Origin of the sequence: Dongia deserti, assembly GCF_003574735.1 — a bacterium.
In the GTDB taxonomy this organism is placed as follows: Bacteria; Pseudomonadota; Alphaproteobacteria; order Dongiales; family Dongiaceae; genus Dongia_A; species Dongia_A deserti.
The window spans coordinates 1-21,112 of the sequence record NZ_QORW01000015.1; the positions used below are offsets into that span (position 1 = coordinate 1).

Here is a 21,112-nt window from a genome sequence, read left to right on the forward strand (position 1 = left end):
ATCCAGTGAATAGGGTCGTGACATCGATGCTGGCCTCCACCCCAGTCAGCATCTTGAATCACAAATCACCCCAGCTGGGAATCCCACCAGATTCACACTTCGGGAAACGTGCTCTAGTCACGACCCTCAGCCAGAATCCCCTTCTCCCTTCGCGGGAGAACGATGCGAAGCCTTAGCGAACGAAGTGAGCTTAGGCGACGCTGGATGAGGGGGCCGCGCAGCGAAGAGCCGCGCGCAGCGCGCGAGTGCTAAGGATATCCCGAATAAACGAACCCCAGCACCGCGATGAGGAGGAGCGCGCCGAGCAGGCCGCCGATCATGAGCCAGCGGGCGAAGACCTCCCATGTCCGCCTCTTGGATTGCGCCAGCTCGTCGTCGGCGCGCGCTTCATCGGCACGCGCTTGCTGCAGGTTGTCGTTGCCGTGCAGCGCCTGATCCGCCGGTTCACGTCGAGGTGGTGCGGCCTGCGACTCCTCGTCGCGCTCCACCAGCGGTATCATGCGCCGATGTCGTGCCGATGACACTGAGCCCTCTCAGTTTCCTAGACGTCCATCAATGACTCGTGCAACATCCCGCCTCTCCCGCCGTTGCAGCGCGGCGCGCCTATGCGACCTTATGTGCCAGGGTGATGGATCCGCTCCTCCGGTTCAGACGGCCTTGGATAGAAACGCGTTCAACCGCTCCAGGACGAGAGCCGGCGCCTCGAGCTGCGGCAGGTGGCCGACGCCAGGCAGTGTCTCGAACGAGGCCTGGGGAATCAGCGCATGCAACGCCTTGCCGCGCTCCAGCGGAATCCATGGATCGTCCTCGCCCCAGACGATCTTGACCGGACAGCGGATCGTCCCGAACGACGGCTCAACTTCGGCGGTATATTTTTCATCGGCCTGCGCGAATTGCCGATAGAAGCTGCCGCGTCCCTCCTCGGAGAGCCACGGCTCGACCAGCTTCCCGAAATCGTCGGACCCGACGTCGTTCACGATCGCGCCCTTGATGTAGGCTTCCACGACCGCGCGGTGGATGTGCGGCGGCAGGCCCAGAAAGGCCTCCACGTGGCGGCCGACATGGTCGAAGAACGCGGATCCCCATGGGCGCATCGCGACGACGTTCATCAGCACATACCGCTCGAAGTCGCAGCCATGCAGCAGATGCGCCCGCAGCGTCGTCGCGCCGCCGAAATCGTGCGCGACGACCATGGGCCGCGCGAGACCCCAGTGCGCCAGCATCTCGGCGAACACCGTTCCTTGCACATCTAGCGATGTGCGCTGCGCCGCGCTCTTGGCGGATCGCCCATATCCAGGCATGTCGTACCAATGGACGCGATAGCGCTGCGCCAGGTCCGGAATGATCCGGTGCCATGAGAACGAGGACCAAGGCCAGCCGTGCGCCAACACGAGTGCAGGCCCGCTGCCGGTTCGCCCCGCCGCCACAATGCCCGCGGATGTCTGCACGGTCTCATCGAGTTTCCACGACATCGAATGGTCTCCCTATCTTCGGAACAGCGCCACCCAATCCCCTTGGGCAGGGCCATTTGGCGAATGAAGTGAAGAAAATGGGGTCAGAGTCGATTTATCGCTGCGTCCTGCGCGCCCACGTGCTTCCTGCATCAGGCTCGGCAGCTTATCGGTGGCACCACGAGGTTGTCGCGCCGTTTTCCCCGTGGTGGAGATGGGTCGGAGTCGACTTAGCGCAGGGCGGACAGCGCGACGTCATCTCCGACAAACGAGCATGGGATAGCTCTCCAGTCCGGAGACGAGCCGCGTATAAGGCGGGTGTTTTGCCAGTTAAACTACGGGGCCGCGATCAGGCGCGCGGCGTCCGTATTCGGCGGCGCAGGAGGGCGATATCTGGCAGGGCGAGTCATGAATCGGCCGACCGGCGCGGCGATCACCGCCCGCCGGTCGGAGACAACTACGGTCCCGATCGGGCCTAGCGCCGCGGCTGGTCCGTCGGTTCGGAGACGCCGGCGAGCGCCTGCTTGGCAGCCTTGTCGCTGCTCCTGCCGAGATCGGCGAGGGCAACCACGCCGACAAGCCTCTTGTCCCGATTGAGAACGGGCAGGCGTCGAACCTGGTGCTCCGCCATGATCTGGGCGGCGCGTTCGTCCGTTTCGTCCTCGAAACAGTAGAACACCTTATCCGACATGACTTCGCGGACGGTCGTGTTCCCGGCGGAACGGTCTTCGGCGACCGCCCGCATCACGATGTCGCGGTCCGTCACCATCCCGATGAGCCGGTCGTTCTCGCCGACCGGCAGCGCACCGATATTGTCCGCCCGCATGCTGCGCGCGGCATCGCGGATCGTCATGTTGGGATCCGCAATCGCGGCACCTTTGTGCATGATCTGCTGAACTTGCATTGGCCTTCCTCGCATCCGCTTGGGCTTGAGCTTGCACGCGTGTCCGCGAGCTCCTGTCCGCTTGGTCGAGCGGAAGGCATGCACGCTCGCCGGCATCACGCATCACGCCGCAAACCGCTGGGGATGAGGAGTCGTTCCCTGCTTTGAAAAATGATCCGGCGCGAGGAGAAGGAATGCGGTTTGGGTTCGCCGCGGCAGCTACGGAACCAGCCCGCGCCCTACTGAATCCCCCGCGCCTGCAGCGCGTCTTCCACCACGGCGCAGATCTCCTTCAGCGAGAACGGCTTCGAGACCACGCGGTCGATCAGCGCGTCGAGGTTGTGCGCGCGCTGGCGTTCGTTGGCGAAGCCGGTCATCAGCACCACGGGCAGAGCGGGCCGGTCCTTGGTCGCCTTGAGCGCGAGCGCGATGCCATCCATGCCAGGCATGACGATGTCGGTCAGCAGCAGGTCGTACGGGCTCTCTTCCAAAGCCGCGAGCGCGGAGCCGCCGTCGCCCACCGCCGTCACGTTATGGCCGTAATGCGCGAGCGCGCGCTTGACGAACTCGCGCACCGCTTCGTCGTCTTCCGCCAGCAGAATCGCTGCCACCGAATCACCGCTTGATTGGCCGGCGTTCTCCGGGTTGTCCCCACAGTCCGGTTGCCGGTCTAGCCCTTCACTCATTCTGGCTCAACTTGTCCTTCCACACCACGGGGCCTGCGCCCCGCACGTCGCCACGGAAGGATAGTCGCGCCGCCTTAAGAATTGGTGAGCCCGGTCATTCCGCGGACCAATCGATGTCGAAGCGCGGCGCCCCGGCAGGCCAATTGTCGAAAGATTTCAGAAATTTGATGTTTTGTCCCGGCTCGATCTGCGTCTCGGCCAGGCGGAACTCCAGCGGCTCCAGCTGGCTTCCGGCCGCGTCGATCGGCGTGACGATCAACGGCGGAAGAGAGACTGGATAATAGGACTTGTTGAACACCGTTCCCCACAGATGGAACACCTTCTCGCCCGTCTGGTCGCCCGGTTCGAGCTTCCAGTCGTCGATCGCGAGATCGAGATCGGCGGTCGCATCGTCGGCCGAGAGTCCAAGCAGCGAATAGATCGCGTCGGCACCCGGCACGGTGCGCGCGATCACGTCGCGGAACACGTAGCCCGCGATCAGCAGCCCGACCACGAGCCCGGCGATCAGGATGAGGCCGAGGCTGGAGCTGCGCTTGGCCGGGCGCATCGGCTTCATGCGCGGCGGCACGGTGATGGGTCCCGTGGTGCGCCGCGCCAAGCGCGCGATCGGGTTGGGCCCTTCCTGCAGGGGCCCTTCCTTGACGGTGTAGCCCTCGGACTTGTTGGCGCCTGCCACCTGCTCGGCGATCGCCGCCAGGGATTGCGCCATCTCGGCCGGGGTCTCCGGCGGGCTCGGCGGATGTGATTCGGCCTCCTCCGGCGGCGCGGCGGCCTCGGGCTCGGCTGGTGGCGCAGGCGGCGTTTCCGACAGTTGAGGTGCCGCCGGCACCGTTTCGCTGACCGTGTAGCCCTCCGGCATTTGGCGCCACCGGTGCTCGCATTTGGCACAGCGCACGTTGCGGCCCGCTGGCAGCAGCTTGGCTGGATCCAGATTGAACCGGGCTCCGCAGGACGGGCAGGCGATGATCACGCTTCTTATAGGTCCCCTGAAAGCACGTAGGCGCTTCTAAAAGCTTATAGTTCTGACCCGTCGAGCCGGGCAAGCCTGCAAGGCTATTGCATTTAGCCACCAAGAGCATCATTCCCCTCCCGGGGAGCGTCGGGGTGGGGGAAAGCGAGCGATAACTGTCTACCACTGGGACGCGGCTTCCCCCTCCCTAACCCGGGCAAGCCTGGACCTGAACAGGGCGAGCGTGCAATTCTGCCGAGCCTGAGGGCGACTCGGGAAGTCGGTTAGGGGCCTGGATAGTGGTTTTGTTCGACGGCGTCGCCGTGCGTTATGGCGCTGGGCCGGAAGTATTGCGCGGCATCTCCTTCACATTGGCGCCTGGTTCGTTCCACTTCCTGGTGGGGCCGAGCGGCGCCGGCAAATCTTCGCTGCTGAAGCTGATCTATCTCGGCCTGCGCCCCGCGGCCGGGCGCGTCGAACTCTTCGGCCGCGATGTCTCGGTCCTGAGGCGCGGCGATTATCCCGCCATGCGGCGGCGGATCGGCGTGGTGTTCCAGGATTTCCGTCTGATCGAACATCTCTCCGCCACGGACAATGTGGCGCTGCCCTTGCGCATTGCCGGTGTGCGCGAGAGCGACATCAAACGCCATGTGCCGGAGCTCCTGGCCTGGGTTGGCTTGAAGCATCACCTCGATGCCTTGCCCGCGACCCTGTCCGGTGGGCAGCAACAGCGCGTGGCGATCGCGCGCGCCGTCATCTCGCGCCCCAGCCTGCTGCTGGCGGACGAGCCGACGGGCAATGTCGACGACCGCATCGGCGTTCGGCTCATGTACCTGTTCGAAGAGCTGAACAAGATGGGCACGACGGTGGTCGTCGCCACCCACAATGAAGGGCTGGTCGGCCGCTTCAATCACCGCCAGCTGCGCATCGAGAACGGCACGATCCGCCCGTTCGATCCCACGACCGCGGCGCCGCCCCCTGATCACACGACGCCCGATGACACCGCGCCGGATTACGCCGAGGCTGAGCAGCAGGAGAGCGCCTGAGCCATGCTGCGCTTCCGCACCGACCTGCCGCTCGACCGCGATTCGACCGCGCGCTTCCTGCCGTGGATCATCGGCTTCATGGTCTATCTCGCGATCATCGCCGCGACCGTCGCCTTGCTGGTCCATCATGTGACGCAGCGCTGGCAGCGCGACTTGAGCGGCCAGCTGACGGTGGAGCTGCCGGCGGTCATCGACGAAGAGCCCGCCGCGCGCAAGCAGCGCCTCGATGCGGCGGTCGAGGAGATCTCCGACACCAACGGCGTCATCGGCACGCGCCTGCTGGATGACGCGGAGGTGCGGCGCCTGCTGGCACCCTGGCTCGGCGATCAGATGGAAGAGCTCGGCGTCGCGCTGCCCGACCTGGTGGCGGTATCGACCGCGCCGGACATCCGCCCCAACCTCTCCGAGCTGGCGGCGCGCCTGCAGCGCGTCTCGCCCGGTGCCGTGATCGAGGACCATGCGCAGTTCAATGCCGGCGCGCTCAGCTTCCTGCGCACCATCGAGGTGATGGCAGTGAGCCTGCTGGCCCTGGTGCTGGCCGCAACCGCCGGCGTGGTCGCGTTCACGGCGCGCGCCGGCCTCTCGATCCACCGTCGCATCGTGGAGATCGTACATCTGGTCGGCGCGCACGATTCCTACGTCGCGCGCCAGTTCCAGGCCCAGGCCTTCCGCTACGGCTTCTTCGGCGCTTTCATCGGTTCGCTGCTGGCGACGGCCACGCTGCTGATGGCCGCGGTCTTCGCCGCCCGCGGCGCCGTCCCCATGAGCGCTGCCGTCCGCACCTTCGAGCCCTGGATGATCTGGCCCCTGGCCCTGATCCCGTTCGCCGCCGTCCTCATCGCCATGATCACCGTCCGCATCGCCGTCCTCACCGCGCTGAGAAGGATGGCGTACTAGAACTGCGCTCGCGCAGCGAGCACGACAATCCCCTCCCCCAACATCGGGGAGGGATAGGGAGGGGAAGCCGCGCCTCGCTGCGTGACAATCTTCGCTCGTTTCCCCACCCCAGCTCTCCCCCATGTTGGGGGAGGGGGAGATAGAGTTCTGCTCCCGCATGACACCGCCTTTCCGCTCTGCTAAGACCCATCGCCCATGAGAGCCGGACGAATCACTTTCAAGGAACAGCCGCCGAGCCTCGGCCGGCGGATCTCCCATGGCGTGCTGCTGCTGATCGTGATTTGGCTGGGCGGCTTTCTCGCCTTCGCCGCCGCCATTCCGCCCAGGGTGCCGGACCCCGACCGCCCGGTCGACGCGATCGTGGTGCTGACGGGCGGCGACGTTCGCCTGGCCGAAGGGTTCGCGCTCTTGGATCGCGGCCTTGCGAAGAAGCTGCTGATCTCCGGCGTCTCCAGCGGCGTCGACATGCCGGCGTTGTTGCAGACGCTGAACGGCGCCGCCCAGCCGCAGCAGGCGGTGCTCGATTGCTGCGTCACCCTCGGCTACGACGCGCGCTCGACCGAGGGCAATGCGCGCGAGAGCCTGCGCTGGCTCACCGAGAACGAGTTCACCACCGTGCGGCTCGTCACTGCCAACTACCACATGAACCGCAGTCTGATCGAGTTCCGCCGCGTCATGCCGGGCATCACCATCATCCCCAATCCGGTATTCCCGCGCCAGATGCAGGACCCCTATTGGTTCGTGCGGCCCAACACGATCTTCCTGCTGTTCAACGAGTACCATAAATACCTCGCCGCGGCCGTCCGCGCGAAGGTCTCCGACGTCGGCAACGCGATCGCGGGTGTGGGCACCCGCATAGCGGCGATGGTCGGGTTGTGATGAAGACACTGACTCCAACAACACTTCCCTTCCCCCCTTGCGGGGGAAGGATGCGTAGCCTTGGCGAACGCAGTGAGCCTAGGCGAAGCTGGATGAGGAGGGATAGCGCGGCGAGAGCCGCGCGCGCTCGCCAGAGCGCTACAACGCTGCCTCATCATCAGCGCTCGCGCGCTGCGCGTCTTTCGGCGCGGCCCCCTCATCCAGCTTCGGCTAAGCTCGGCTTCGCCTCGCTAAGCCTCCGCATCCTTCTCCCACAAGGGGAGAAGGTGAGTCCTTTTGGAGCGTTGCACGCGTGACTCTCCTCCGTTCCCTGCTGTTCAACCTCTTCTACCTGCTGTGGTCCGCGATCATGCACGTCGTGAGCCTGCCGCTGCTGCTGGCGCCGGCGGCGTGGGTGTGGAAGGCGGCACACCTCTGGATCGACGGCACGCTCTTCCTGCTGCGGCTCTTCTGCGGCCTCGGCTATCGCGAGCTGGGCCTCGAGCATTTCCCCCACGGCCCGGCGATCATCGCCGCCAAGCATCAGTCGGCGTGGGAGACGCTGTTCCTCTCGCGCCGCCTGAACCACCCCTCCTTCATCCTGAAGCGTGAGCTCCTGAGCATCCCGCTCTTCGGCTGGTTCCTGCGCAAGATCGGCATGATCGCGATCGACCGGTCCGGCCGGGCGGCTGCCCTCAAGCAGATGGTGCGCGACGCCAACACCGCCTTCGCGCAAGGCCGGCAGATCATCATCTTTCCCGAAGGCACCCGCGTCGCCCCCGGTGCGCACAAGCCGTATCAGCCGGGCATCGCCGCGCTCTACAGCCAGCTCAACGTGCCCGTCGTGCCGGTCGCACTCAATTCCGGCCTGTTCTGGGGCCGCAAGGCCTGGACCAAGAAGCCCGGCCGCATCCTGATCGAATATCTGCCCGCCATCCCGCCCGGCCTCGACCGCAAAAGCTTCATGGCGGAACTGGAAGCAAGGCTGGAGCCCGCCGCGAAGAAGCTACTCTCGGGTGCGGTCTAACGTCTACGCAAGTACAGCTGAAACTACGAAGCGGACTCTCGAACAGAGGCTAGCCAGTCCTCCCAGAACCTCTGTTGTATTTCGACCGGGGCCGGGACAACGTCGGGACCTTCTGCGAATATGTCAACGAGATCCACGATGCTCGTGTGTTGTCCCTCGGTCAGCTTATAGGCCTTCAAGCCCTTGCCCATGTCTCTGGCCATCCCTGAGGGATACACATTCATGCTCGCCCCATAACAAAACGGGATCAAGCCGTCGTCCCAGAGCTGTCGTCGAATCTTGCACAACGCGTCAAAGAAATCAGCCGCCTCAGCTTCGATCAGCTTCCCACGATAGCTGCAGCTCAGGCGACAAATGTCGTTATCTCCGTGCAGCAGGAATAGAGCCTGTTCGTCGTCCTCGCCGCCGATCAAATATAGGCTGCGTTGCGTGTTCATGCCGCGGACCAGTCGTTCCGAAACGAACCCTTAGGTCGAGGATATTAGGTGACAGTCCCTGAGTAGTGCAAATGGCGGAACAGCTAGTGTGCATTCGCGCGAAGCCACGCGGCGAAACCCTCTTCTTCGATCTCGCCCGCTGCGAGCCGCAGCATTGTCAGAACGCAATCCTGGTCGCTCGCGGCCAGTGTCATGCCGTTGAGGCCCAGGAACAGTTCCGCCGCGACAAAGGCGGTGCGCTTGTTGCCGTCGATGAAAGAAATGATTGCACGCGCGGCCAAACGCGTAAGCGGCGGCCAAGGTCGCGAGATCCGCTGCTTCATCGTACGCCAACCGGTTCTGCGGAATGCGGACTCTCGCAGCCCATCATCGCGCACGCCCGTGCGGCCGCCGTGTTCTGCCAACTGCTCATCGTGGATCGCGAGAATGATGGCCTTCGAGAGCCACGCCGTCACTTGGAAAGCTCGCGCAGGACGTTGCGGCGCTTCTTCATGATCTTGCGCGCCGCTTCCATCTGGCGCTCGAACTCAGGGTCGTACGGAGCAACGCGGTAGCCGTCTTCCGTTTCGATCCTGAAAACCTGCTGCCGCTAGAGAACCCAAGGGGAGGGTTATCCACAGGCCCCCACGCACGCCGCTGCTGTGGATTCTGTGGATAACGTGGATAACTTTGTTTTCATAATGTTCTGCAACGACTTAATGGGGCTCATCTGGGGATAAGTCTGGCTCAACCCTGTTGAAACAAAGAGAGAACATTCAGTCGACTCTCGTCAGGTCATTTGTTAGTCTCTCTGCCCCCGCGGTGGTTAAGATGGGGCCGAGGGGCCATATATTGAGGGTTGAGGATTAGGGCGATGGCGCAGGTAGCCGCGATCTCGCAGCAGATCTGGGACATGAAATACCGGCTCAAAGGGCCGGACGGCGCACCGGTGGACAAGACCATCGAGGATAGCTGGCGCCGGGTGGCCGCTGCGCTCGCCGAGGCCGAGCAGCCGGAGACCCAAGCCAAGTGGGCCGACGCCTTCTACGAGGCGCTCTCCGGCTTCAAGTATCTGCCGGCTGGCCGCATCCTCGCCGGCGCCGGCGCCAAGCGCAACGTGACGCTCTTCAACTGCTTCGTCATGGGCGCGATCCCGGACGACATGAGCGGCATCTTCGAGCATCTGAGGGAAGCCGCCCTCACCATGCAGCAGGGCGGCGGCATCGGCTATGACTTCTCGACCCTGCGCCCCAAGGGTGCGCCGGTGAAGGGCGTCGGCGCCGACGCCTCTGGCCCGCTCAGCTTCATGGATGTGTGGGACGCGATGTGCCGCACCATCATGTCCGCCGGCCACCGCCGCGGCGCGATGATGGCGACCATGCGCTGCGACCATCCGGACATCGAGAGCTTCATCGAGGCCAAGCAGCAGCCCGGGCGGCTCCGCATGTTCAACCTCTCGGTGCTGATCACCGATGCCTTCATGCAGGCGGTGAAGGAGGATGGGCCCTGGGAGCTGAAGTTCAACGGCACCACATTCCGCGTCGTGCGCGCGCGCGAGCTGTGGGACCGGATCATGCGCTCGACCTACAGTGCGGCCGAGCCCGGCGTGATCTTCATCGACCGCATCAACCGCGCCAACAATCTGCATTACTGCGAAAATATCCAGGCGACCAATCCCTGTGGCGAGCAGCCGTTGCCGCCCTACGGCGCGTGCCTGCTCGGCTCCATCAATCTCACCACGCTCATCCGCGAGCCGTTCAGCGCGAACGCGCATCTCGACCTCGAGGAGCTCCAGCGCCTCGTGCGCATCGCCGTGCGCATGATGGACAATGTGGTCGACGTCTCGCAGTTTCCGCTGCCGCAGCAGACCCACGAGGCGCGCTCCAAGCGCCGCATCGGGCTCGGCGTCACCGGCCTTGCCGACGCGCTCATCCTGTGCGAGGCGCGCTACGGCAGCGCACGTGCAGTCGAGCTGACCGACCAGTGGATGCGCGCCTTGACGCGTGACGCCTATCTCGCCTCGGTGGAGATCGCGAAGGAGAAGGGCTCCTTCCCGCTGTTCGACCGCGACGCCTTCATGAAGAGCGAATTCGTCAAGAGCCTGGATGAGGACGTGCAGGACGCGATCGCTGCGCATGGCATCCGCAACGCGCTGGTCACTTCGATCGCGCCGACCGGCACCATCTCGCTGTTCGCGGACAACGTCTCGTCGGGCCTCGAGCCGGTCTTCAGCTTCAAATACACGCGCAATGTGTTGCTGCCCGACGGCGCGCGCCAGGCAGAGGAGGTGAGCGACTATGCCTATCGCCTCTATCGCCGCCTGAAGGGCGAGGATGCGCCGCTGCCCGACTATTTCGTCGATGCCCAGACCCTGTCGCCGCAGGATCACGTGCTGATGCAGGCGACGGTGCAGAAGCACATCGACTCTTCGATCTCCAAGACCATCAACTGCCCGGTCGACCTCTCCTTCGAGGCCTTCAAGGACGTCTACATGATGGCGTTCGAAACCGGCTGCAAAGGCTGCACGACCTACCGCCCGAACGAGGTGACCGGCGCGGTGCTCGAGATCGCGCGGGAGAAGGACAAGGAGAAGGCGCGCCAGCCGGAGCTGCCGTTGAGCCTGAAGCCGGAATCGAAGGCCGAGGATATTTTCGAAGCCGGCGGCGTCGTCTACATGACCCAGCCGCTCGATCGCCCGGAGGCCCTGCCCGGCCAGACCTACAAGGTACGCTGGCCGGAGAGCGACCACGCCATCTACATCACCTTGAACGACATCATCCAGGATGGCCGCCGCCGCCCGTTCGAGATCTTCATCAACTCCAAGAACATGGAGCACTATGCCTGGACCGTCGGCCTGACGCGCATGATCTCGGCCGTGTTCCGCCGCGGCGGCGACGTCTCGTTCGTGGTGGAAGAATTGAAGGCCGTGTTCGACCCGCGCGGCGGCTCCTGGGTCGACGGCAAGTATGTCCCCTCGCTCCTCGCCGCGATCGGCGACGTGATCGAACGCCACATGATCGCCATCGGCTTCCTGCCGGACCCCGCCAAGGAGCGCGCCGAGCTCGAACACATGGCCGCGCGGAAAGTGGCGAACTTAGCCGACGGCCTCGGCAACGGCGACGCCGGCTCCCTGCGCCTGCGCCACTGCCCCAAGTGCGGCTCGCCCAGCCTCATCCGCCAGGAAAACTGCGACCTCTGCACGAGCTGCGGCTACTCGAAGTGCAGTTGAGGCAGTAAGGCAATGCCACTTCTCTAACCTGTCATCCCGGGCGCCGCACAGCGCGACCCGGGACCCATGAGGTCGAGGTCAAAATTAGGAGAACCTGCTCCCTCGTTTCCATCGCTAAGGTCTGCGCCGCATCGGACGCGCACCGCCACAATTCCGCTTAGGTGAGGCGCCGCCACAGCTTCACCCAGCGGCCGGCTGAAATGCTACTCCGCCACCAACTCCCCCGACCCGCCGACATGAGCGGGGAAATCCTTCAGTTTCGGCAGCCCGTCCTTGATCCGTAGCACCGCCTCCACGTAATTCAGGTGCACGCTCGGCTTGAACGCGAGGGTCGGAAGCTTGTCCGCATAGACGTCGGTGAAGCCGAGTGTCGGGTGGCCCGTCATGAGGTGGCCGCCGCATTGCGTGCAGAAGCGTCGATGGCTCATCCCGGTCTTGTTGAAGCCGCCGAGCAACTCTTCGCCCCTGGTCACACGCACCTGCTCCGCCTTGAACAGCGCGAACGCGACCAGCGGCGCGCCGGTGTAGCTTCGGCAGTCGCTGCAATGGCAGAACCCCATCTCGAGCGGCGCGCCCTCCGCCGCGATCTCGACGGCGCCGCAGAAGCATTGTCCTCTGTGACTCTGGCTCACGATCCTTCGTCTCCGGTCAAGTGTTGCACGTTTGGTCGGTCCGCTAACACGAGCGGACCGAGGGCGGCTAGTCCAGTTCATGGAGCGCGCACATCGCCGTTAGGACGCACGCCCCCCTTCGCGGCAACATGCGGCCCCAGCCTACGCCACGCGTGCTCGACGGTGAAGACGTGGCTGTAGAGATTGGCGATCCACTGCTTGCCTTCGATGGTCAGCTCGAGATAGCCGAGCGCATGGGAAATAGCGGAGTCGTTAAAATGGGGTCAGAGTCGATTTCCTTGCGCCTATCGCCCGCCCGCGCGCTCCCGCCTCTTCTCCTCCACCAGCTGCTCGAACTCCGCGACCAGCGCCTTGAGCTTTACGCCTTCGCATTGCGGGCACCACAGCAGCTTCTTGCTGCGCAGGAACAGCACCTTGCGGCCGCTCTTGCACTTCTTGCAGCCGGGCGCGCCGGCCCAGGCATCGAAGTCGGGCAGCGCGAGCAGATCACGCAGGAAGAACGGGTGCGCCGCCGCCACATAGGCGATCTCCGCCGGCTCGAACGTGCGCGGCGACAGCTCGAGCCGGGTCAGCTGCTTGAGATCGGCGAGCGGGCTCAGATCGCCGTCGCTCACCTTGGCCGCCGTCAGATGCAACTGCTCGAGCCCGACCAGCGCCCTGAGCGGCGCCAGCGGCGGCAGCACTTGTGTTGTCTGCACGCCGCCGGTCAGGGCCAGTATCCGCAGCCCCGTCAGCGGCTCCAGCGGCGCCAGCGATTCGATGGCGCCGACATCGTTGAGATACAGCTCGGCGAGCCGCGTCAGCCGCTCGACCCCGTCGAGCCGCTTCAGCTTCCGGGATTGCCAGACCGTCAGCGTCTCCAGCGTCGCGAGCTTGCCGAGGAATTGCAGGTCCTCGGCGTCGGCATGGCGCAGGCTGAGCGTCGTCAGGCGTGGCAGGCGGCAACCCGCCAGCACCGGCACGTGCCGGCGCGGCAGCCGATAGACCGTGAGCTGGGTGAGCGCTTGGAATTCCTGCAGCGCCGCGAAGTCCTTGGCGGTGCCGTCGACCCACAACGTCTTCAGCCCGCGATCGACCCCCGCCAGCGATGTTCGCAGCGGCTCGTTCTGAGGTACCTGGAGCACTCCATCCCCCGGCTTTCGCCCCGTTCTTCCGCCCCATCATAGCACCCTTCGAATGGGTGTGAGCCTGCCGACTTTCGTGAGAGCTGCGTCGCCCTGGGCTTCTGGTGCGCTAGGCGGCCCACCGGCCTGGCCTGCGCCTTCGCCACCGCCACCGATTTTCCAGCCATCGAGATTTTGCAGGAAAGCGCATCGTGGGAGGCCTAGCCAGCCCACCTAGCTCGCCGCCACGAGCAGCACCGGCACCGACGTCGCCGCTACGACCTCTCGCTGCTCTGTGGCACGAGGTGCGGGCCCAGCCTTCGCCGCGCGTGCTCGACGGTGAAGACGTGGGCATAGAGATTGGCGATCCACTGCTTGCCCTCGATGGTGAGCTCCAGGTAGCCGAGCGCGGGTCCGATGTAAGGCTCGACATTCTCCCAGAAGAAGGCCGGGTATTTCTCGATCATGTCGGCGGGGCTGGCATAGCCGTTGCGCGCGGCTAGGCCGGTCTCCACGAACTCGTAATAGAGCGCGTTGAGGCGCCGCAGATAGAGCGGATCGGCAAGCTGGCCGATCAGGTCGGCAGCGCGCACCAGGCCCGCTTCCGTATCGGTCTCGTCATGCAGCCCGTCCTGCGGCACCGGGAAGCGCGTCATCTCGATCGCGCGCGCGATGCGCTCGCCATCCACGCCGGGCACTGACCTGAAGCGATCGCGCACGAAGATCTTCGAGCGGTCAACATGATAGGGCGCGAGCGCCGCGTCGGACGCGCCGCGCTCGAGCGTCACCATCGCGCCGCTCTCGTCGATCACAAAGCGGTCGGACTCATCGCCCGGGCACACGCCGCGCACGTAGCCGATGTCGTGCATGATGAGGGCGAGCGTGAAATGCAGCCAGTCGGCCGGCTCCAGCGGCTGCCGCAGCAGGCGCCCGCGCAAGATGGCCTCTCCGACGAGCGCGGCGAGCGCGGTGTGGTTGGTGCTGTGGTAGAGCGCATCGCTGTTGGCGATCCACTCGATCACTAGCCGCCCGGCGCTCTCGAGGATGCGCCCATATTCCGGCTCCCGCCCGCCATAGCGCCGGTCATAGGTCTCCGCGAGGTGGCGCCCCAACGCTTCCGCTAACAAGGTCGTCGGATTGAACATCCCAGCCTCCATCGGCTCGCGAGCGCTGACCGATTATAGGCCCCGCTGAGAGCTCAGGGGTAGTTCGGTTGGAGCGGGAAGCGCCGTGTGCTATCGATACAGCCGCTCCACGGACCTTGCCGCGATCTCGACATGACCTCCATCACCCTCACGACTCCCCGCCTCATCCTCCGCCCGTGGCGCGACGACGACGCGGACACCTTCGCCGCCATGTTCGACGATGCCGCGGTCATGGAATTCCTGACGCCGGTGAAGGACCGCGCGGCGATCGATGCGATCGTCAGGCATGTCCGCGCGCATTTCGATCAGCATGGATTCGGCTGGTGGGCGGCGGAGCTCAAAGAGACCGGTGCCTTCATTGGCTTCATCGGCCTGTCGTACATCTCGTTCGAGGCGCATTTCACGCCGGCGGTCGAAGTGGGCTGGCGGCTCGCCAGCGCATACTGGGGCCGGGGCTATGCCACCGAAGGCGCCCGTGCGTCCCTCGAAGCTGCCTTCACGCGGCTCGCCCTCGACGAGATCGTCTCCATCACCGTGCCCGCCAACACGCGCTCGCGCCGCGTGATGGAGCGCATCGGCATGACCCACGATCCCGCCGACGATTTCGACCATCCGCGCCTGGCGCAAGACCACCCGCTGCGCCGGCACGTGCTCTATCGCATCAGCCAGGAGCGCTGGCAGCAGGCGCGCTGATCCAGGTGTCCCGGCACGCCTATTGCACGACGTGCCAGACCCCGCCTTCGCCGTCGCCCTCGACGTCACCCGGCGCTGTGTCGTCGTGATAGAGGTAGAGCGGCATTCCGTTGTAGGCCCACTGGCGCGTTCCGTCCGTGCGCTCGATGATCGACATCTGGCCGAACGCCTGAGCGTCGCTCGGCGCGGTGACCGGCGGCCATTCCTCGGCGCATTCGCCGTAGCAGTTCGAGGCGCCCCGCGTATCCGCGTCGTAGGTGTAGACCGTCATGCCCTCCGGCGTGGTCATGATCTCCCCCGCCGGGCTCTCGCGCATGTAAGTGCCTGAAGGCATGTAATTTGCCTCGGCCACGCGGGATGGCATCCCCGTGTCGCTCATGCCTATCTCGCCCGCCTCGCCCCCATAGTCTTCCGAGGCGCAACCGGCCAGCCCGGCCACAATCACCAGGCCGGACGCCGCGGTGATCCTGAAATTGATCATGCGATGTTCCTCCCTTGTCGCGCGTTTCTGAGGCCCGAGAAACACCCGGAAGCCTGACGGCGTCCCGACGCGCTGAACAAATCTTGGTGAAGCGTTCCCCGTCCCCCCAAGTTGCAGGGCTATCGCATTTTTCCAACAGAGCATGATTCCCCCTCTCCCAAGCTGGGGGAGGGTCGGGGTGGGGGAAGCGAGCGATGACTGTCTCGCACCGAAACGCGGCTTCCCCTCCCTGACCTCCCCCAGGCTGGGGGAGGGGAATTACAGCGTGCGTTCTTCATCTGCGCAGCACCCAAGTTGGGGGAGGGGAAATCAGCGCGTGCTTGTCATGCGATCGCCCGGCAGCGGTCCGCTCAGGAACAGCAACACGCGGATGCCACCATGCGACACCGGGGCCTGCGGCGGCCGGAACGGGATTGGCTCTACCGCATCGATGTGCAACGTGGGATAAGGCGCGGACCTAGGACCTCTGCGATGAGGCCTCATCGCAGCATGCTCTTGACGATTGGCACTGCGGCCGCTTAAGCGCAGTCGGTGTTCCTAGCAGCAAACGAGTTCGGAGACGCTCCTCTGCTAGGCTTCCTCAGTGCTCGCCTCCACCATGTCGGCGCTCCACTGGGTTGCCAGCTTGAGCAGGCGGCGACTTTCCTCGAAATAGTCTTCAGTCGTCTTGGTCGCCCAATCGCGCTGCAATTCTGCTGCTTCGGTCCAGCTGCGGCACTTGGCGAGCGCAAATCCAAATTCACTATCCCGCCGCAAACGATCACTCGCAAATCGGAGGACCTCGCCATTCAAAGCGGCACATCGCTCGCCGGCGCGGAACGCAACGTTCATCATCGGCGGATTCCACCATTGAGTGGCCTCCAGCGGCGGCGCACTCGCATTTTCTCTTGCCCTTGCCTGGGCATTACGATCTTTCATGGGAAGATCTCCTTCTTTCGAAGCGGCGTGCTGCTGTTATCAGCTACGTCGAGTGAGATCGCATTGATGGACATCAAACCAACGGAGTGCATCTCCGTTGCACGTTCGACAGCATGTTCTTTGCGTCATTGGCGCTGCGCATGTTTGCTGGCAAATGTGCGATGGCTTCGCTGTCTCAAAGTGGCAGAGCCGCTCGTCACGGCAGCGCTCCGGTCCGGAACAGCGACACGCGGATCCCGCCGTGCGATACCGGGCCTTGCGGCGGCCCGAACGGCAAGCCGGTGGCCTCGGCGAGCCACGTCTCGTTCGTCACCAGGCCGACGCGCCAGCCGGCGAAGCGCGCACCAAGCGTCTGGCCGAGCGCGCGGTAGAGCGACATCAGCCCCTTCTTCTCGCCGATGCGCGCACCGTACGGCGGGTTGACGATGACGAGGCCCGGCTGCCCGCTCGGCGCCGTCAGCGCGCTCAACGCCTGCTGCTTGAACTCCGTCAGCGCGGCAACGCCGGCGCGTTCCGCGTTGGCGCGGCTCATCCGGATCGCGCCCGCGTCGCGATCGCTGCCGTAGAACCGGACCGCCGGCGGCGCAATGTTTCCAGCGCCGCCGCCCTTATCGCGCAGCTTCTGCCACGCCGCCGCATCGAAGCTCGCGAGCTGCTCGAAGGCGAAGCGCCGCGAACGGCCGGGCTTGAGGCCGGCTGCGATCTCGGCGGCCTCGATCACGAAAGTGCCCGATCCGCACATCGGGTCGAGCACCGGTTCGCTGCCGTCATAGCCGCACTGGCGCAGGAACAAGGCCGCCAGGTTCTCCCGCATTGGCGCCTTGGCGACCGCCTCCTTATGGCCGCGCTTGTGCAGCGACTGGCCGGACGTGTCGACGCTGATGGTGCAGAGATCATCCTCGATGCGCGCCTTGATGCTGAGCTCGGCATCCGGCGAGGCGCGCGCGCCGAGTGTCTCCTCGATCGCAGTCTGGATGCGCTCGGCCGCAGCGCGCTCATGATAGATGCGCGAGTGCGCGCACGATGCCTCGACCCGGAACGGCACATCCCGCCGCAGGATCATCTCCCACGCGACCTTGCGCGCCCGCTTGTCGAGCTGTGCCAGGTGGAACGCGCGGAACGCGGCGATGCGCGCCAGCACGCGGGCGGCGCCGCGCAGCTCCAGGTTCGCGCGCCAGACCTCGCGCCAGCCGCCTTGCACCGTGACCCCGCCCTTGACGGCCTTGGGTGTCCTGAATCCCTGCGCCTTCGCTTCCGCGCACAACGCGGATTCCAGGCCCGGCGCGGTCACCAGGAAGATCTCGAACTCGCTGCCTGCGTTCATCCCGGTTCCATATCGTGCTGGCGACCAGGTTGCGACAAGTTTCTGGGCCGCGCTTTCGCGACGCCTCAGTTCCCGCGTCGGCGATTTGACAGTCCTTTGATGGATGTCTGAAGCTCTGCCAAGGCCCGCCCGATAGTCTGAGCGGCGTGATCCCTGGAGAGACCAATGGCCGAAACATCAGCGCGCGACTGCTGCATCTGGCGTGCGGGTGCCGACACCTTGCCGGCGATCCTGTTCATGGCGGGGTTGGGCGACGACAGCAGCATGTTCTTTCCGCTGAAGGACACCGAGCTTGCCGCTCGCTATCGCCTTCTGGGGCTGGACCTCCCCGGCTTCGGCAATACGCCGCCGCTCAAGACCGCGACAACTCTGGAGGCGCTCGCGCGCGTCGTTCGCGCGGTGGCCGAGGAGGAAGGCGCCCGGATCGTGGTCGCTCACTCGGTCGCGTCGATCATTGCGTCTCTGGCCACCCGGCCGGCCCCATCGCCCATCGAGACGATCCTCTCGCTGGAGGGAAACCTGACCGCCGAGGACGCCTACTTTTCCGGCACGGCAGCGGACTTCGCGAGCGCGCACGAATTCCGGCAAGCGTTCCTCACGCGGCTTGACAGGCTCGTGGAAGACCATCCGATCATCGCGCGATATCGATCGGTCGTTGCGAAGGCCGATCCGACGGCGTTGTGGGAGTTGGGATGCGAGGCACGCAGGTTTTCGGCGGTCTGTGTGCCCGGCGAGGTGCTCATCGAGTCCGCAAAGGCATGCTACCTCTACAATCCGGCAAACTGCCCGGAGGCGACCCTGGAATGGTTGCGGACCCACCCCATTCCGGCACTCCGGCTGGAAGGGGCATCGCACTGGCCCAGTCTGGACCAACCACACCTGGTCGCACGGAGCATCCTCGAGGCGCTGACCCTCCTTGGCCAATCAGGCTGAACCGGCCCCATCGCGCAGCAGGACTTTTGCATGTGACTGCAGCTTGTGCATCGGCAAATGCGATTGCGTTGCGTCGCGGAGAGGCAGAGCCGGCCGCTTCAGAACTCCGACAGCGGCAGAGCCGGCGGCTCGTGCACCTCGCGGCAGGCGGCGAAGACCAGGATCTTGTTCACGGTCACGCCGTCATCGGAGAGCGGCAGGAAGATCGTTTCCTCGGTCACGTAGCGGCCGTCGATTGCCTTGAATGCCACCGGATCGACCAGCGGCTCGCGCATTGCCACCACGCGGTCGTAGCAGCCGACCGCATCCTCCTTGCTCGGCGCCAGGAACCCATCCATGACCGACTTGCCCGTGGGATCGAATCCGCGCGCTTCGACTTCGCCCGTGCCCACCAGGCGATAGACGTACCGCCGCTCGTCGGGCACGACGTCGATCAGCGACACGCCCGGCAGCACCTGCGGCGGGATCTCGACCGGATCGATCTCCTCGCGGCTGGGCATGGACCGATTCCCCCGCTTCTTCAGCCAATAGCGATAGAGCAGCAACGCGTCCGGGTGCCGCAACACAGCGGGATCTATGTGCCGAATGTCAGCGAGCATGCCACGTCGTTCCGATATGAAGTCTCCTGCGTACTCTCTCGAATGCTAACGCATGATTAAGATGTAAAATATGATGGATCAGGCACCGGACCCTATTTTACATTTCAGCCTTCCGACTTCTGGGAACCCAATTGTCCTGCGTTTATGCTTCGAACGCCACTGGGTTTTTGGTCTCAGAGATAGCGTGCCTGGCGGGTCATAGTGATGGGGCAAAGACAGAAAATAGTGAGCAGCGCTGACTGGCCTGCCCTCTTTGCGGAGGCAAAGGGCCTGTTGGATGCGGGCGATTCCGGCGCGGCGTCTCGGCTGATTACCGATATTCCGAGCTCCCTCGACAGCCCGGAGACGGCGGCGATTCGCGACCGGATCTATCGCGCGCTCATTCCCAACTGGCACTACAGCATGATGAACGACCAGGTGCGCAATGCGGCGTTCCTGCGCGCGTTCCGGGCGGTCGGCATCGCCGGCAAGCACGTCCTGGAGATCGGCACCGGGGCCGGGCTTCTGGCCATGATGCTGGCGCGCGAAAATCCGGCGAGCCTGGTGAGCTGCGAGGCTTCCCCCGTGCTGTTCGACATGGCGAACCGGGTGATCGGGGAGAACGGCCTCGCCGGCGCGGTCAGGACCATCAACAAGCCTTCGAGCGCGCTGCAGGTCGGCGTGGATCTCGCGCAGCGCGTCGACGTGGTGGTGGCGGAGATCGTCGACAGCGTGCTGGTGGGCGAAGGGATCCTGCCGTCGGTGCGCGACGCCAGGGCGCGCCTGTTGCAGTCCGGGGGTCGCATCATTCCGTGCGCCATGACTCTCTACGCGGCGCCGTTCAGCTCGGACCTGATCTATCGCGACAGCTTTGTCGAGCAGAACCCGGACTTCAAGCTGTCGGCGTTCAACGAGTTCGCCTCGCGCGTGCATCGGCCGCTGGTGTTCGGCATCCACCCGCATAAGATACTCGGCGACTCCGCCCGCCTCTTCAGCATCGATCTGCAGGCGAATGATCTCGGCCCATTCAGCGGAGACGCGGAGATCCGCATCACGGCGGAAGGGCCGCTGCACGGCTACGTGCTGTGGTTCGAGCTCGAGCTTGCGCCCGGCATCGTCGTCTCCAACCCGCCGGAAGAGATCTACAGCCACTGGGGCCAGGCCGTCAGCATGGTGGAATCCGGCGGGACGGTGAAGCCCGGCCAGATCATCAGGATCGGATTCGACGTCGGCGATCAGAACTTCCTGCTGAAGCCGTAGCGATCAGCCCAGCCGGGGCGCATGTGAGCCGAGAAGATGACCCCCTTCTCCCCTTGCGGGAGAAGGTTGCGTAGCCTTAGCGAGGCGCAGCACAGAAGTTTCGAAAGCGACCTGGCCCGACTCTTCTCTACCCGTGGCGTGATGCCATTCGCTTTAGTTCACGCCCGATCTCGTCGCGATCGTAGCCGACCCGTTCGACGGCCGTTCGAACCTCGGATTCACGGACGCCCGTGCAGTGCGTCCAATAGACAATCTCGTGGATCTGCCGGGCCTCTGTCGTATCCCGTATCCAGCCGGATCCCACCTTGTCGAGTTGCACCGCTGCCTCCGTGAACACTCGCGTCACTTTTTTGAGGGTTCTGTAATCTCGGTTGCATTGCGATGCAACACCGATGTCATGCAAAATCACCGGTCTCTCGGTAGGGATATCATCGTTGTCACATCGTGATGCACACCGGAATTCGAAGCGCGGCCGTATCATAAGATTGCGAGCAGAGCCGGCGTTCTTCGGCAACTCAGACAGGTATAAGCATAGCAAAGAAAAAATCGAGGAAATGAAGGAAATGGGTCGGAGTCGATTTTCCTCATGACTATCTGTGATTG

The 21,112-nt window shown here is 64.7% G+C and carries 23 protein-coding genes and 1 pseudogene; 8 read left to right on the forward strand and 16 right to left on the reverse strand.

The window, feature by feature from the left end:
- Positions 1-248: 248 nt before the first annotated feature.
- From DTX69_RS21340 to DTX69_RS31070, 6 genes and pseudogenes are all read right to left on the reverse strand, one after another.
- Positions 249-500 (reverse strand): hypothetical protein, encoded by a 252-nt coding sequence (locus DTX69_RS21340; RefSeq protein WP_119303612.1) that lies wholly within the window; start codon positions 498-500, stop codon positions 249-251.
- 147 nt (positions 501-647) lie between these two features.
- Positions 648-1,472, reverse strand: coding sequence for an alpha/beta fold hydrolase (locus DTX69_RS21345; protein WP_119303614.1), 825 nt, complete (start codon positions 1,470-1,472; stop codon positions 648-650).
- Between the two features lie 454 nt (positions 1,473-1,926).
- Positions 1,927-2,355, reverse strand: coding sequence for a CBS domain-containing protein (locus DTX69_RS21350; protein ID WP_119303616.1), 429 nt, complete (start codon positions 2,353-2,355; stop codon positions 1,927-1,929).
- Between the two features lie 218 nt (positions 2,356-2,573).
- Positions 2,574-2,945, reverse strand: a complete 372-nt coding sequence (locus tag DTX69_RS21355) for a response regulator (protein WP_119303617.1) — start codon at positions 2,943-2,945, stop codon at positions 2,574-2,576.
- A 169-nt stretch (positions 2,946-3,114) separates the two neighbouring features.
- A complete protein-coding gene (locus tag DTX69_RS21360) occupies positions 3,115-3,879 on the reverse strand; it encodes a hypothetical protein (protein ID WP_284735968.1) in 765 nt (254 codons plus the stop codon).
- Between the two features lie 12 nt (positions 3,880-3,891).
- Positions 3,892-3,990, reverse strand: a pseudogene (locus tag DTX69_RS31070) (zinc-ribbon domain-containing protein); the annotation flags it as partial.
- A gap of 278 nt (positions 3,991-4,268) precedes the next feature.
- Between DTX69_RS31070 and ftsE the strand changes: the two are divergent.
- The 4 genes from ftsE to DTX69_RS21380 all read left to right on the forward strand — a co-directional run bounded on the left by ftsE (position 4,269) and on the right by DTX69_RS21380 (position 7,797).
- A complete protein-coding gene (gene ftsE / locus DTX69_RS21365; protein ID WP_119303619.1) occupies positions 4,269-5,015 on the forward strand; it encodes a cell division ATP-binding protein FtsE in 747 nt (248 codons plus the stop codon).
- 3 nt (positions 5,016-5,018) lie between these two features.
- Positions 5,019-5,912, forward strand: coding sequence for a cell division protein FtsX (locus tag DTX69_RS21370; protein WP_119303620.1), 894 nt, complete (start codon positions 5,019-5,021; stop codon positions 5,910-5,912).
- A 195-nt stretch (positions 5,913-6,107) separates the two neighbouring features.
- On the forward strand, positions 6,108-6,791 hold the full coding sequence (locus DTX69_RS21375; protein WP_119303621.1) for a YdcF family protein: 684 nt from the start codon (positions 6,108-6,110) through the stop codon (positions 6,789-6,791).
- Positions 6,792-7,083: 292 nt separating this feature from the next.
- Positions 7,084-7,797: a lysophospholipid acyltransferase family protein gene (locus DTX69_RS21380; protein ID WP_119303622.1), complete on the forward strand. Its 714-nt coding sequence runs from the start codon at positions 7,084-7,086 to the stop codon at positions 7,795-7,797.
- Positions 7,798-7,820: 23 nt separating this feature from the next.
- Here DTX69_RS21380 and DTX69_RS21385 read toward each other — a convergent pair whose 3' ends face one another.
- Together DTX69_RS21385 and DTX69_RS21390 are read right to left on the reverse strand one after the other, a co-directional pair.
- Positions 7,821-8,234, reverse strand: coding sequence for a hypothetical protein (locus DTX69_RS21385; RefSeq protein ID WP_119303623.1), 414 nt, complete (start codon positions 8,232-8,234; stop codon positions 7,821-7,823).
- An 83-nt stretch (positions 8,235-8,317) separates the two neighbouring features.
- Entirely contained in the window at positions 8,318-8,689 is a 372-nt protein-coding gene (locus DTX69_RS21390) for a type II toxin-antitoxin system death-on-curing family toxin (protein WP_284735969.1), read from the reverse strand.
- A 398-nt stretch (positions 8,690-9,087) separates the two neighbouring features.
- Here DTX69_RS21390 and DTX69_RS21400 point away from each other — a divergent pair, with 398 nt between their 5' ends.
- Entirely contained in the window at positions 9,088-11,442 is a 2,355-nt protein-coding gene (locus DTX69_RS21400; RefSeq protein WP_119303624.1) for an adenosylcobalamin-dependent ribonucleoside-diphosphate reductase, read from the forward strand.
- Positions 11,443-11,645: 203 nt separating this feature from the next.
- On the opposite strand, the gene DTX69_RS21405 is transcribed toward DTX69_RS21400, so the two are convergent.
- The 3 genes from DTX69_RS21405 to DTX69_RS21415 form a co-directional block, all read right to left on the reverse strand.
- Entirely contained in the window at positions 11,646-12,074 is a 429-nt protein-coding gene (locus DTX69_RS21405; protein ID WP_284735970.1) for a GFA family protein, read from the reverse strand.
- Positions 12,075-12,358: 284 nt separating this feature from the next.
- Positions 12,359-13,198 (reverse strand): leucine-rich repeat domain-containing protein, encoded by an 840-nt coding sequence (locus DTX69_RS21410; RefSeq protein WP_119303626.1) that lies wholly within the window; start codon positions 13,196-13,198, stop codon positions 12,359-12,361.
- 254 nt (positions 13,199-13,452) lie between these two features.
- Positions 13,453-14,322 carry a metal-dependent phosphohydrolase gene (locus tag DTX69_RS21415; RefSeq protein WP_119303734.1) on the reverse strand — a complete coding sequence of 290 codons (870 nt, stop codon included), beginning with the start codon at positions 14,320-14,322 and terminating at the stop codon, positions 13,453-13,455.
- 132 nt (positions 14,323-14,454) lie between these two features.
- Here DTX69_RS21415 and DTX69_RS21420 point away from each other — a divergent pair, with 132 nt between their 5' ends.
- A complete protein-coding gene (locus tag DTX69_RS21420) occupies positions 14,455-15,015 on the forward strand; it encodes a GNAT family N-acetyltransferase (RefSeq protein ID WP_119303627.1) in 561 nt (186 codons plus the stop codon).
- Between the two features lie 19 nt (positions 15,016-15,034).
- Here the strand turns inward: DTX69_RS21420 and DTX69_RS21425 are convergent, their stop codons facing one another.
- The 3 genes from DTX69_RS21425 to DTX69_RS21435 all read right to left on the reverse strand — a co-directional run bounded on the left by DTX69_RS21425 (position 15,035) and on the right by DTX69_RS21435 (position 17,738).
- A complete protein-coding gene (locus tag DTX69_RS21425; RefSeq protein ID WP_162917424.1) occupies positions 15,035-15,496 on the reverse strand; it encodes a COG4315 family predicted lipoprotein in 462 nt (153 codons plus the stop codon).
- A 570-nt stretch (positions 15,497-16,066) separates the two neighbouring features.
- On the reverse strand, positions 16,067-16,414 hold the full coding sequence (locus tag DTX69_RS21430; RefSeq protein WP_119303629.1) for a phasin family protein: 348 nt from the start codon (positions 16,412-16,414) through the stop codon (positions 16,067-16,069).
- A 196-nt stretch (positions 16,415-16,610) separates the two neighbouring features.
- Positions 16,611-17,738 (reverse strand): THUMP domain-containing class I SAM-dependent RNA methyltransferase, encoded by a 1,128-nt coding sequence (locus tag DTX69_RS21435; RefSeq protein WP_119303630.1) that lies wholly within the window; start codon positions 17,736-17,738, stop codon positions 16,611-16,613.
- Between the two features lie 219 nt (positions 17,739-17,957).
- Here DTX69_RS21435 and DTX69_RS21440 point away from each other — a divergent pair, with 219 nt between their 5' ends.
- On the forward strand, positions 17,958-18,671 hold the full coding sequence (locus DTX69_RS21440) for an alpha/beta fold hydrolase (protein WP_162917425.1): 714 nt from the start codon (positions 17,958-17,960) through the stop codon (positions 18,669-18,671).
- 98 nt (positions 18,672-18,769) lie between these two features.
- Here the strand turns inward: DTX69_RS21440 and DTX69_RS21445 are convergent, their stop codons facing one another.
- Positions 18,770-19,270 carry a PAS domain-containing protein gene (locus DTX69_RS21445; RefSeq protein WP_119303632.1) on the reverse strand — a complete coding sequence of 167 codons (501 nt, stop codon included), beginning with the start codon at positions 19,268-19,270 and terminating at the stop codon, positions 18,770-18,772.
- A 225-nt stretch (positions 19,271-19,495) separates the two neighbouring features.
- Here DTX69_RS21445 and DTX69_RS21450 point away from each other — a divergent pair, with 225 nt between their 5' ends.
- The gene (locus tag DTX69_RS21450; RefSeq protein WP_162917426.1) at positions 19,496-20,509 is read left to right on the forward strand and encodes a 50S ribosomal protein L11 methyltransferase; all 1,014 of its coding nucleotides are present in this window, start codon (positions 19,496-19,498) and stop codon (positions 20,507-20,509) included.
- 127 nt (positions 20,510-20,636) lie between these two features.
- On the opposite strand, the gene DTX69_RS31075 is transcribed toward DTX69_RS21450, so the two are convergent.
- Entirely contained in the window at positions 20,637-20,990 is a 354-nt protein-coding gene (locus DTX69_RS31075) for a DUF3606 domain-containing protein (RefSeq protein ID WP_119303634.1), read from the reverse strand.
- Positions 20,991-21,112 lie beyond the last annotated feature (122 nt).